This is a genomic window from Sphingomonas sp. Root720, assembly GCF_001428605.1.
Lineage (GTDB): Bacteria > Pseudomonadota > Alphaproteobacteria > Sphingomonadales > Sphingomonadaceae > Rhizorhabdus.
In genome coordinates this window covers 53,784-66,096 of record NZ_LMID01000003.1, presented here as the reverse complement: position 1 = coordinate 66,096, position 12,313 = coordinate 53,784, and the positions used below count along the sequence as shown (strand labels likewise).

The 12,313-nt window shown below is 63.5% G+C and carries 11 protein-coding genes; 2 read left to right on the top strand and 9 right to left on the bottom strand.

Going from position 1 to position 12,313, the window contains the following annotated elements; translation table 11 throughout:
- Positions 1 to 66: 66 nt before the first annotated feature.
- A complete protein-coding gene (locus tag ASE22_RS06705) occupies positions 67 to 2,958 on the bottom strand; it encodes a Tn3 family transposase (RefSeq protein WP_007686148.1) in 2,892 nt (963 codons plus the stop codon).
- Positions 2,959 to 3,083: 125 nt separating this feature from the next.
- On the opposite strand from ASE22_RS06705, the gene ASE22_RS06700 reads away from it, so the two are divergent.
- Positions 3,084 to 3,704, top strand: a complete 621-nt coding sequence (locus ASE22_RS06700) for a recombinase family protein (protein WP_008832583.1) — start codon at positions 3,084 to 3,086, stop codon at positions 3,702 to 3,704.
- Entirely contained in the window at positions 3,701 to 4,231 is a 531-nt protein-coding gene (locus ASE22_RS06695) for a GNAT family N-acetyltransferase (RefSeq protein WP_007686150.1), read from the top strand. The genes ASE22_RS06700 and ASE22_RS06695 overlap by 4 nt, the downstream gene beginning before the upstream one ends.
- 297 nt (positions 4,232 to 4,528) lie before the next feature.
- Here the strand turns inward: ASE22_RS06695 and ASE22_RS06690 are convergent, their stop codons facing one another.
- The 8 genes from ASE22_RS06690 to ASE22_RS06660 all read right to left on the bottom strand — a co-directional run bounded on the left by ASE22_RS06690 (position 4,529) and on the right by ASE22_RS06660 (position 12,311).
- A complete protein-coding gene (locus tag ASE22_RS06690) occupies positions 4,529 to 6,448 on the bottom strand; it encodes a type IV secretory system conjugative DNA transfer family protein (RefSeq protein ID WP_056356597.1) in 1,920 nt (639 codons plus the stop codon).
- An 11-nt stretch (positions 6,449 to 6,459) separates the two neighbouring features.
- Entirely contained in the window at positions 6,460 to 7,482 is a 1,023-nt protein-coding gene (virB11, locus tag ASE22_RS06685; RefSeq protein WP_056356596.1) for a P-type DNA transfer ATPase VirB11, read from the bottom strand.
- Between the two features lies 1 nt (position 7,483).
- Positions 7,484 to 8,803 (bottom strand): type IV secretion system protein VirB10, encoded by a 1,320-nt coding sequence (gene virB10 / locus ASE22_RS06680; protein WP_056356594.1) that lies wholly within the window; start codon positions 8,801 to 8,803, stop codon positions 7,484 to 7,486.
- A gap of 1 nt (position 8,804) precedes the next feature.
- On the bottom strand, positions 8,805 to 9,812 hold the full coding sequence (locus ASE22_RS06675) for a TrbG/VirB9 family P-type conjugative transfer protein (RefSeq protein ID WP_056356592.1): 1,008 nt from the start codon (positions 9,810 to 9,812) through the stop codon (positions 8,805 to 8,807).
- Position 9,813: 1 nt separating this feature from the next.
- Positions 9,814 to 10,491 (bottom strand): virB8 family protein, encoded by a 678-nt coding sequence (locus ASE22_RS06670; RefSeq protein ID WP_056356590.1) that lies wholly within the window; start codon positions 10,489 to 10,491, stop codon positions 9,814 to 9,816.
- Between the two features lie 16 nt (positions 10,492 to 10,507).
- The gene (locus ASE22_RS26075) at positions 10,508 to 10,876 is read right to left on the bottom strand and encodes a lipoprotein (RefSeq protein WP_082591516.1); all 369 of its coding nucleotides are present in this window, start codon (positions 10,874 to 10,876) and stop codon (positions 10,508 to 10,510) included.
- 69 nt (positions 10,877 to 10,945) lie between these two features.
- Positions 10,946 to 11,983 carry a type IV secretion system protein gene (locus ASE22_RS06665; protein WP_056356588.1) on the bottom strand — a complete coding sequence of 346 codons (1,038 nt, stop codon included), beginning with the start codon at positions 11,981 to 11,983 and terminating at the stop codon, positions 10,946 to 10,948.
- A 58-nt stretch (positions 11,984 to 12,041) separates the two neighbouring features.
- On the bottom strand, positions 12,042 to 12,311 hold the full coding sequence (locus ASE22_RS06660; protein ID WP_056356586.1) for a hypothetical protein: 270 nt from the start codon (positions 12,309 to 12,311) through the stop codon (positions 12,042 to 12,044).
- Between the last annotated feature and the right edge of the window lie 2 nt (positions 12,312 to 12,313).

The following is a 12,313-nucleotide window of genomic DNA, read 5'->3' as shown; positions in this document are numbered from 1 at the left end:
ATTGCCTGCGCGCTGGGAACGCCGCTCTTTAACCTTCTGGGGGCGTTTGCGGGAGGGGGCGGAATCCTACGCTAAGGATTTGGGCCAGCGATATTCCCCGGTTAGATTGATGTGTTCCCATCCCAACGGCGAGACGTGGGCGAGTAGATCAGGCTCGATATGGGTACCGCTGGCGGCCCGGGTATTGACGACCTCGCCGAGCTTCATGGTGTTCCAGAATATGATGATGGCGGCGAGCAGGTTCATTCCGGCGATGCGATAGTGCTGGCCTTCGCCGGATCGATCCCGGATTTCACCTCGGCGGTGGAAGCTGATGGCGCGCTTTAGGGCGTGGTGGGCCTCACCCTTGTTGAGGCCGATCTGAGCCTGGCGCTGGAGGCCGGCATCAAGAATCCAGTCGATCATGAACAGGGTTCGCTCGATGCGGCCCACCTCTCGCAATGCGAGGGCCAGCTCATTCTGGCGCGGGTAAGAGGCGAGCTTGCGAAGAATCTGGCTGGGGGCGACGATCCCCGCTGCGATCGTCGCCATGATGCGCAGGATGTCGGGCCAGTTGCGCTCGATGAGCGGTTCATTGATCTTACCTCCGACCAGCGCTCGCACATTGGCCGGCGTCGCGTTGGGCGTGAAGGCATAGAGTCTTTTCTGAGGGAGATCGCGGATACGGGGGGCGAACCTGTAGCCGAGCAAGGCGCAGGCGGCGAACACATGATCGGTGAAGCCGCCCGTGTCGGCAAAATGCTGGCGAACGCGGCGGCCCGCGTCATTCATGAGCAGCCCGTCCAGGATATAGGGAGCCTCGCTGACCGTTGCCGGGATCACCTGGGTTGCGAACGGCGCATATTGATCGGACACATGGCTGTATCCCTTGAGGCCCGGGACGTTGCCATATTTCGCGTTGATCAGATTCATCGCCTCGCCCTGCTCGGTAGCAAGGAAGAACTGCCCGTCGCTGGATGCCGATTGCCCTTGTCCCCAGAAGGCGGCCATGGGCAGGGCGGCGTGGGCCTCCACGATCATGGCGAGCGCCCGATCATAGGCGCTGCCTTCGACATGCCAGCGCGCGATCCGCAGCAATTCCCAGAAGCTGTGCGTGTTGGTCGCCGCCGCCATCTTGCGCAAACCGAGATTGACGCCTTCCGCCAGCAACACGTTCATCAGGCCGATCCGGTCGCTGCAGGGCGCGCCGGTGCGCAGATGCGTGAACGCCTCGGAAAATCCGGTTCGCTCATCGACTTCCAGCAACAGATCGGTGATCCTCGCGGGCGGGAGCTGTTGATAGAGATCGAGCACGAGATCCTCGGCCCCTTCGGGCGTGTCGGCCCTCAGCTTGTCGATGTGCAGCTTGCCGTTCTCGATGATGCCGCCTGGGATCGTGCCGGTTCGCGCCGCGCGGCCAAACTCCTTCAGCCGTGTATCCAGTCGAGCCCTGCGCTCGGCCAGCCATTCGCCGGGTCGCAGCGGCACGGCGAGCCGCGCGGTCTGCTCTATCGCCTGTGGCGGGACCAGAAGCTGCTTGAGGTCGCCATAGCGGCGCGATCCCGCCAACCATATGTCACCGGACCGGAAGGCGTCGCGGATGTGGAACAGCACCGCGATTTCCCAAAGCCGGTGGTCGCCGCTGGGCTCAGCGCGAAGATGACGATGCCATTTCGAGTTGGGACGTAGAAAATCCACCGGCGGATCGACCTTGATCCCGTTACGCAGCATCGCAACGGCCGCCAGAAGAGGCGTGGCGATCGGCGCCGCCTGCATGTCGAGCAGGCGCAGCATCCTGGGCGCGTAGAGGCGGAAACGGTGATAGCCGTCCAGCACACGGCTGAGCGGGTCGGCCGCGAGCACGTTGGTCAGCGCGGAGGCCGTGGCGACAAGGGTTCTGAACCGTTCCCAGCCAGGCCCGGTGGCGATTATCCCGTCCAGGGCCGTGCCATCGTCCTGCGCTCCAAGCAAAGCACCACCGATTTCGGCAAAGGACTTCAGCGTGTCCCGAACGGCCGCCTTTTCGTCGGCGATCCTGGTGTTGCAAAGGCGTTCGGAGGCCCGATAGAGACGGCCTACGATGCGATCGTGGGTCTCCACGATGACATCGGCCAGCGATGACCGCCATTCCAGGGTGCAGACAGCGAGGATCGCAAGCCGCCTGTCTTCGGGCAGATCACGCATGCCGTCGGCGTAATAGCGCTCGCCCTGCCGGCGAAGCCGGGTCACACGATGCGCCGGCACGCCGTCCAGCAAATCCGCCGGAAGATCGAACCTTTGAAGATATTCCAGTCGATCCATCAGCCGGTTAGCGGCTGCTGAATTTGCGCCAACCTCGAACTGTCGCAGCCATACGAAGCGCGTGACGCGACCATCCACCGTATCCTCCAACAGGTGAGCCAAATTCTCGCTCAGGGTTGGCGTGATGCGATGGGCGATAAGATCCTCGATCCGGCGCTCGGCCTCAACCAGCGCATCGGCGCAAAGGCGCTCGATCGTCGAGGAGCCGGGAAGGATCGTGCGGGTGCGGCGACACTCCGCAACGAAGCGACGGGCAAGATCCTCATTCGATGTCGCCGCCTCGGCTTCCCGAGCGATCCATTCGCGCAAATCCCGTGCGCCCCGCCCCGAAAAGGAGCGATAGCCGTAGATTCGGCGAAGGTCCGCCAGATGCTCGTGCCGGGTCTCCTCGCGCGCGGCATAGAGGAGTAGATCGTCGCTGGTCAGGCCGAGCTGGGCCGCGATGAAATCCGATACCTGCGCCGGGATCAACTCGCCAGGAGCGAGCACCCGGCCCGGGTAGCGCAGGACGCACAGTTGCAGCGCGAAGCCAAAACGATTGTGGGCGCGCCGGCGCTGGCGGATATGCCCGAGATCCTCATCGCTGAGGGTATAGTGCCGCAGCAGCTCACCTTGATCGACCGGCAAGTGAAGCAGCGCCTCGCGCTGTCGATCGGTCAGGGTCACGCGACGCGGCATACATGCTCCTTATTCTTTCCGAGCTACGGTTTGAGATAGCTTGATTGAGATGCTGGTTAAGATACACAATAGCCCAATCTTATGTGCTCATGTTCGTCACCGCCTCAAACCTTCGTTTGTGATCCATGCTGATCGGCTACGCCCGCGTGTCCAAAGCCGACGGCTCGCAGTCGCTCGACCTGCAGCACGATGCCCTTCGCGCTGCCGGTGTCGAGCCAGGCAATATCTATGATGATCGTGCATCCGGTAGCCGTGATGATCGCCCCGGTCTTGCCGCCTGCCTGAAATCGTTGCGCGACGGCGATGTCCTCATCGTTTGGAAGCTCGACCGGCTCGGCCGAACGCTCACCCACCTGGTCAGCACGGTGCAGAATCTGTCGGATCGCGGTATCGGTCTGCGGGTGCTCACCGGCAAGGGCGCGCAGATCGACACCACGACGCCATCGGGCCGGATGGTGTTCGGCATTTTTGCCACACTGGCGGAGTTTGAGCGGGATATGATCCGCGAGCGCACCATGGCTGGCCTGGCCGCTGCCCGCGCGCGGGGACGCAAGGGTGGCCGCAAGTTCGCCCTCTCCAAGGCCCAGGTGCGGCTCGCTCAGGCTGCTATGGCCCAACGCGACACGTCCGTTTCCGACCTCTGCAAGGAACTCGGGATCGAGCGCGTCACTCTCTACCGCTATGTCGGTCCCAACGGGGAACTCCGGGATTACGGTCAGCGCGTGCTTGCTGCCAAAACGCGATGATGATGACGGGAGCCCCGATCAAACTTACCCAAGCGGACGCCGCAGACGTTGCAGACCTGTACAACCGTTGCAGCGACTATTTCCTGTTGCAGGACGGGGCCGCGCCCACGCTGGACGATGCTCGCGAGCTTTTCTCCGATGTGCCGCCCGAAAAGAGCGCCCACAATCAAGCTGTCCTGGGATGGAAGGGGCCTGGCGGCCTATATGCAATCGCGGCCATCCTCCGCGATTATCCGCGTGATGGCACATGGTATCTCGGCTTCATGATCGTAGATGCCGCACAGCGTGGTCGTGGCGTCGGACGCTCAATTTACTCGACGGTCGAAAGCTGGGCCGCTGCGAGAGGTGCCACAGAGATTCGGTTGGCCGTGCTGGAAGCGAATGAAGCGGCAGAGCGATTTTGGCGTTCTCTCGGCTTCATTGAGTATCGGCGCGTTGGGCCAGACACCTTCAAAATGCGTAGCCATCGCCGGATAGAACTGAGCCGTCGCCTTTCTGGCGCGACCGTAGAAGGCAGCAACAAGTAAGATCTCGCGCCGGCTATCTGGGCGAGCTTGGCGTAGGATTCCGCCCCCTCCCGCAAACGCCCCCNTTCTGGCGCGACCGTAGAAGGCAGCAACAAGTAAGATCTCGCGCCGGCTATCTGGGCGAGCTTGGCGTAGGATTCCGCCCCCTCCCGCAAACGCCCCCTTCTGGCGCCGGAGGAGGCATTGGCTGGGGTCGTGCCATTCGAGATGGACGATGTGCGCAAGAGCGCCGTTGACGATCGCGGGCCTCCATGATGCCAACGCACCCCGAGCGTCCCGATGCAGTTGACGCCGTCATCACGCTGATATTCGTTGTTCCACCACAACGATGTGTTCGAACAACTTTCCCGCCCGTTCGTTTGCTGGAACGGCATTGGCTGCGTCGATTGCCGCCCTGTTCAAGCGTCGCCGCGGCGGCGCCGGAGCGGCGACATCCTCGGGCGGGGCTGTCGCGGGACGGCCGGGCCCGGTAGCGCCAGCTTCGTCGCCATCAGCCTCGGCGGCGGCGATGACGCGTAGGCTGTTGTTCGCCACCTCCGTATTGATCCGGATTGGAGGCATCTCTGGCGGCGGAATCCTCGTCCGCTGCGCAAGCTTCTTCTCGGCATAGTAGCGCACCTTCTTTCCATAGGTCGCGTACATGCCGCGCCGAAACACGATCAGGTCGTTCTCGGGAAGCATTTCAACCTCCTGAGGGAGCATCAGAGGCCGGCGCTGGTCTGACTCCGACGTCGACCCGCCGCCACCGCCCCAGGTTCCCATCGAGCGCGATCGCGCCCTGAACGTGTAGGTGCCGAGTTGCTCGGAAATCTTCTTCGCGTCCGACAGCCCGGCGGGGCGCAACACCAGTCTCACAGCGCAGTTGCGCTCGATATCGGCCGCCACCTTGTCTCCATAAACCCCCTGAATCTGCTCGATCGATTGAAAGGCAGGCAGGAGCCGCAGGCCGTAGCCCGCCACATAGCTGAACGCCTGGGCCAACACAGAGCATTTGCCGAGGCTTGCAAATTCGTCCAGCGCCACCAGCACCTTGATCCGGTGGCGATCGCCCTTGGGCAGCTCGCGGACGTTGCGGTCGATGAGCTGCTGGAAGAGCAGGCCATAGATCGGCGCAACCCGCTCCAGATCGTCGGGTGAAACGCCGAGGTAGAGCGAGATCCGCTTGTCGCGGAACTCGCTCAGGTCGAAGTCGCTCTCGGATGTAGCGGCATCCACATACGGGTTGAGCCAGGCGTTGATCTTCGCCGTCACCGATTGGCGAATCGAGGTGAAGGTGTTCGGCGACGCGGTCGTGAAGTCCTTGAGCGCAGATACGCACCCGCCGGAAAGCGGTTTTCCCGCTTGCTCCCGCTTGCGGATGATCTTCGGAAACCGCGTCGCCGCGTCGCCGGCGGCAAATTGGCGATAGACTTCGCCCATCGTGAACGGCAGCGCATCCACGCCATCGCCGACCGTCGCCGCGACGTAGGCGCCTACGCCGAGAAAAGCGGTTCTCGCGCTCTCCGCCCAAAAATTGTCGCCCGAGACGGGGTCGGGAAAGAGCATCATCCCAATCTTCTGGAGCTCGTTGATGACCTCGACCGGGTCGCGGCGGTTGATGTAGCTGAGCGGATTGTAGCGCGCCGTGTTGCCCTTGGGATCGAGGGGGTTGAACAGCACGACGCGCTGCCCGAGCTGCCGGAGACGGTAGCCAGCAGTGTTGTCGTAGTTCTCCTGTTTGATATCGAGCACGACGAGGGAGTCGGGCCAATCGAGGAGGTTGGGGATGATCACGCCCACGCCCTTGCCGGCGCGGGTCGGCGCTTCGAGCATGACGTGCTCGGGTCCGCCGAAGCGCATGACCTTCCCGCCGAACTTGCCGAGCACGATGCCGCTTGCCCCAAGCAGCTTTCCCTTGCGCACCTCGCCAGCGCGAGCCCAGCGTGCCTCGCCATGAAGTTTTTGACGGGTGAACAGCGTCGAGACGATCGTGACGACAGTGAGCACGACCCCAATCGCAAAGCCGACCAGGAACGGCTTGTAGACGATCGGGTACGCCTTCATCGCCCAGAGCGCGGCTGGAACCCGCCGCCACGGCGTGTGCGCGCTGAGAAGGTGCGATCGCCACAAGACGGCCAAAGCACCAAGGGCAGCGCTCACTACCAGCCCGATTAAGGCGAGAAAGGCTATCGCAGCTGGCTGCGACCCTTCGTCGCTCCGCACCCACTTTCCGCTCACGTCCGCCCTCCTCAATCGTGAGGTTTGCCCGCAGGATCGAACCACACTTCCGTCATGCGATAACGCGCTGGCCGGCCATCGCCCGGGGGGATGCGGTCCATCTGCACGACGATGTCCACCAGCGAGCGGAGAAGAGCGCGGATATCGTGCCGGTCGAGGTCGTTGCCTCCTTCCGACTCCTTTACCAGCAGCGTGAGCTGTTCCAGTGCGCCCTCCGCCGTGTTGGCGTGAACCGTCGTGATCGATCCGGGATGGCCGCTGTTGACGTTGCGGAGATAGAAGAAGGCAGTGCCGTCGCGGAGCTCCTGAAGGAGAATACGATCAGGGCGCATCCTCAGCGCCGATTCCAGCAGCTCCTTTGCCCCGGCTTTCTGGAGGCTCATTCCATCCTTCGCATACATCATGTGCACGTGATTTCGCTGAGGGACGACGAGTTCGCGCGTGTCCTCGATCGTAAGAATCCGCTCGTGAGTGGGAATCAGCTTGATGAGGCCCTTGGAGAAGCTCGTCTTACCCGACCCGGTCGCACCCGAGATCAGGATGTTCTTCCGCGCCTCGACCGCGAGCCGGAAGAACGCCTTCCAATCGCCGGCCTGGCGGTGCGCCATCAGTTGAGAGTCGACCTCTCCGTGGCGGCCGTGTGCGCGAACCTCGCTGAACAACCCCGCACGCTCGAAATCGTCGAGGTCCATCGACACGCCCGATGCCTTCCGGACGGTGATCGACACCAAGCCCTGTTCCACGGCCGGGGGTACGACCACCTGGGCGCGTTCGCCCCCTGGCAGCACTGACGAGACGATCGGGTACTCTGCGTTGACATCCTGCTTGGTGCAGCCGGCGATCAGCTTGGCGAGCGTCATCAGGGCTGCGTTGTCCAGTGCGGGTTCGTCGTGCCACTCCCATCCGACGCGCGTCTCAAGGCCGATCACGCCTGGCTCGTTGATGACGAGCTCGGTGACGTCACCGCGCTCGAGGTGTCGACTGATCGGTGCGGCGTTGTGCGCGTAGAGGAAGGACGCGGAGCTGATGGCCATCTCAGCGTCTCAGGCGGACGTCGTACACCGGCCGGAAATCAAAGTCCTTGGCGACGAAGATCGCGGCGGTGTCGCCCTGGTTCTTTTTCAGGATGGGCCGGATCTGCATGGTCTGCTGAAGGACGCTGTTTGCCGTGTTGCCGGGCACCTGTGTCGTGTAGCTACCCTCGCCAGCGACCGCTCGACCGGCGATGCTGGACGCATCCTCCAGCACCGAGATAACGAGACCGATCCCGAAGCGCGCCCAGAACTGCGTGTCGACACCGCCAGGCAAGCCGGCCCGGCCAAGGCTATCGGCCGCCGGCGAACTGAGGTCGATCGCGACTCCACGCGGCGTCAGCGCGCGGGTCCAGAGAACGAAGAGCCGCGCCTGTCCCTGCGTGATGCCGCCCGAATATTGCCCAAGCACCTTGGTCCCCTTGTCGAGCAGCACGATCCGGCCGTTCTCCGAGTAGACGTCGTGGTTAATGACGCACGAGACGAACCCGGCCTGGGTCGAGTTGATCGCCGTTTGGAGTGTGCAGGGAATAACCGTGCCGGCACTGAGCAGAAGGCTGCGATCGGCCACCATCGTTGCCCGCACAGTCTCAATCGCCGAGTGCGCGAGTTGGTCGCTGAAATCTGTGGATCCCTTAGCAGGAGCGGCGCTGTCATCTCCAGTCGCCCCGAACCCGCTCGCGCCAAAGTTGCGCCCTGCGACCATCGACTGTCCGGCCGGCCGGCCGGCGCCGCCAGCCTGACCCGGATCCTGGCCCTGCACCTGGCCGGCCCCGTCGGCGCCGGCATAGCCCATCGCCGGGGCGGCCGAGCCTGCCCCAGTCGCGCCGAAAGCCATGATCGGTGATCGGCGCGCAGCATCCGCCATGGCGCGCGCCTGCTCGGCGCGCCGCTGCTCGGGCGTCTGCTGCCCGCTGGTTGTAGTGCTGGTAGTACCGGTAGTTGCTGAAACCGCGTTGCCGTTTGCGTCGGTGTTTTGCCCCGCAGGTGGAATCGGCCGACCGAAAATGTCGGTCTGCGGCGCGCCGGGCTGGCCGAGCTGGTTCGCCAGTGCCGCGCGCTGCACGTTCGGGTTCGACATCGCGTCGTCCACTGCCCGGTCGCTCGCCCTGGCGGGCTGTGCGGCGGCTGTCGAGCTCGCGGGTCGGTGGAAAGCGCCGTAACCGATCGCGATGCCGCTCATGGCGCCGATCAGTCCGATGCCGGCGCCGATCAAGGCAATATTGGCCCATCCGCCACTCCGCGAGATGACAGTGTCGGGCGCGTCCGAAGCGATGGGATCGGGACCAACCGTGCCGCCGCGGTCAATAACATGTTCGGCCATCTTACTGCCCCTTCACCTTTCGTTCGACGACGTTGGAGACGGTGCCCGTGCGGTCCCCCCGATCGTTCCGGAGTGGCGCCTCGTTGAAGATGCAGAGCACCGTCGTGCCCCGGCGCAGCCGGAGCTGGCGGTAGACGGCGTGAATGACGACGAAGTCCTCGCGCACGTCATAGGGCACGATCGTCTCGGTGCCGTCGACGTCGATCGCAAAGATCGATGGGATGTCGGCATGGCCCGGGTAGCGCAGCACCGTGAACTCGCCGTTGTCGGAGATCTCGGTCGGCTGCAGTGCGGAGTCGCCCTGGACGGTATAATTCATGTTTCTGGTGCCTTCGATCACCGCATGATCGAGCGCAGCAGTAGTAACGGTGGTCTCGATAGCCTTGGCGGTCTGAGCTTGCGCGACCTGCGCCTGCAGCGCGACCAGTGCACGCTCCTCCCGCGGATAGCGGAAGCGGATACCGTACATCGTCTGGCCCGTGCCGAGCGACAGGTTGAAATGGTAGGTGCGCGGGCTTCCGTTGGCGTTCGTCACGACGATGAGGTTCGTCGGCCCAGCTCTCTCTCGAGGCTTCAGAAAGACGATGTTGCCCACCGGTGCGATCTGCCACGATACTGTATCGCCGAGCGCCGCCTGCGAAATCGTCTCGCCCGGACCGAACTGGATCTCGATCGCGTGCCGGAAACTGCCGACGATCGTGACGACCTGGTCAGGATCATAATTGACGTTCCGCACCCGGGCGTCCTTCGCCCCAGGCACCGGCGTCTCTGAGGCGAGCGCGGGATGGGGCACGAGCGTGACCGCTGCGGCCCCGACGACGGAGAAGGCCACCAGCTGGCGCCAGATTGCGCCAACGCCCCGCCAGAAGCGGCTCCTGGCGCCGACATCGGTCACGACGAGCTCGGTTGCCGGTGGCGATAGGCGCTTGGCCAGCTTCTTCCGCAGCGCCGGCAGGAAAGGAATGACCACGCGCTCGCCGGTTTCCGGAGTGCTGGATGCTTCGTTCATGTCACGCCTCTGGATCAGAGCGATAGTTGACTACCTGGAAGCCGAGCGGATTGAGGTTGCGATCCTTCTCCATCTCGGGCGCCGTCGTGTATTTGAAGGTCAGGATCGCATTCCAGTTCTGTGCAACTGGAGCGCTCTGCCCATAGGTGATGATCTTGGTGTAGCGGACCTGCGCAACCGTCGGGCTCAGGAAGCTGATCGATCGAATTGAGATCGAGACGAAGCCCTTGTCGCCGTAGACGTTGGACGGCGCGTTCCTGTTGCTCGATTGAACGCCGCCCAGGTAGCGTTGGGCCTCGAGCTGGTCGCTCATGAGCATGATTGCATAAGCGTTCTCGCGGGCGGCGTCGTTGAGCCAGCCCTCGCGTAACCGAACATATTGGGAGATGAAGTAGCGGTTGACCGCGTCCTCGTAGGTCCGTGGGTGCGGCCCCTTGAGCGCAGTGACGATCTCCGTCTCGCCCGAAGATTTGTCGACCCGGATCACGTAGGGCTGCACCGTCTTGAGCGGCATCAGCATCGCAAGCGCGAACGCACACACGATGGCAAGCGCGACGGCGATCGCCGCGATGGTCCAGGCGAGCTTCTCACGGCCCGCAGCAGCCCGAAACCGATCGTACTCCCACGTCCGCGAGGTCTCGAAATACTTCTCGTTATCCTCGGCCTTCACCGCGGGCATGGCGTCGATCCCTTTGTCAGCATGAGAGGTAGGACAGCTCGTCGTCCCGCTTGGACGTGCGTGGCGCTGACGTCGGCGCGGTCGGGCCCCCGGTCTGGGGCGGGGTGGGGGTGCTGCCGGCGTCGGGGGCCGGCCCCGGTGCCGTCGGGGGCGCGGGAGGAGGCGCTGGGAGCGCGCCCGGACCGGGAGCCGGCCCAGGAGCCACCATCGACTGCCCGCCACCCTGCGAGGCCGGAAGCGGCACCGGCAGGGTCGGCAGGATCGAGCCATAGAGGTTCGCAGGCCGACGATGCCTGCCGTCGCACACCGCCGGCTTCTTGATGTGAGCGCCGGTGCAGCCGCTGAGTGCGAGCGCGGCGAACGCCGCGATGGTCAGCCTTCTCATACGATCTCCGTTCGGGCGTTGCCGCGCTGTTGGTGTCCTGAGTTCCTGGTGGGAGTGTCGAGCATGTGGTCAGGCGGCTCGGGTGAGCGAGCCTCCGGCCGCGCTCGGCGAGCCACCACGCGCCGTGGCCTGCGTGGCCCGCCGGAACATCAGGCGATTGGCCATCATGTTCGCACCGGTCATGAGGAAGCCGTGGCCGCCAGAGGAGGCGCCACCAGCGATGCCGGCGGCGATCGACGGGGATTGGAAGAAGAATATCGAGCCGACGATGTAGATCGCGCAGCAGGCGAGAGTGGCGACGATCATCACGCCCGCGTTCAAGGCGATGTAGGTGTTCTCCAGGGTCACAAAACCGGACCCGTCGCCGACCGAGCCCAGAATGCCGTCCATCGCCGCTTCCTGCAGACCAGTGATGAACTTGGTCATGATCGCCATGATGACCATCAGCAGGATGTAATTGGCGGTTTGCTTCAGCCATCCATCGAACAGCCAGCGAGACGAGTTGAACAAGAGGCACGCCAAGGCAAGCGGCGCGAGCGCCACGCAGATCGATACCGCCAACTTCGCGAAGACGACGATGCAGAACCCGATAGACGCGGACAGGAATGCGAAGGTGTAGAGGATGATGATACACCCGTAGAGCACGATCGATGCTGTCAGCTTAACGATAGGAGTCTGAAAGTCCGTCAGGCCACGCGAGGACTGGGCCTGAACCTTGTTGTTGGCATCGGTCATCCGCTGAGCGAGTTTGCCCGTGTCGGCAACATACCTGTCGAACGTGGTGCCCGGATTTGTCACTGGCGTTCCGGATCCTGCCGAGATGATCTCGCTAGGCAGGTTCGTGGCGACGTTGACCACGAAGGTGGTGTACCCAACCGCGCTGGCGGCAGCGAGCGCGAACCCGACCTTTCCGGCTTGGAACACGAGTTCTCGTAGCGGGGCCTGAATGGCGCCACGGAGGACGGCGAACCCGAGAAGGAGGAAGTAGATAGTAGCGGCCAGCGCGAGCGGTGCCGCAACGAAGCTGACCAAGCCTGACCCGAACGATGCGACCGCGCCCGCGATGGCGCTCTCCACATACCCGTACATGGTTGTGAAAAGCGTCATAATGTCCGGTGGCGAAGCCATCTACTCTACCTCTATTGACTGGTAATTCGGCCGGGTCTCACTTTCTCTTCGACATATTTCCAAAGAAGTCGGAATCCTTCTTACCCGCCTCCATCTGGGTAACTGTCATACTGGCATCCTGCGTAGTAGAGCACAGGTTCGCCTTTTTGGCGGCCGCCAACTGACTGTACTCACCCGTGTTGCATTTGGATTGCCACTCGGCGAGAAGCTGCGGATTACCGACAAGCTCCTGCGAGGTCGGAACCTTGACGGCCGGTTGACATCCACACACGAACAAGAACGCTGCCGGCACAAGCAACCTGCGCATAC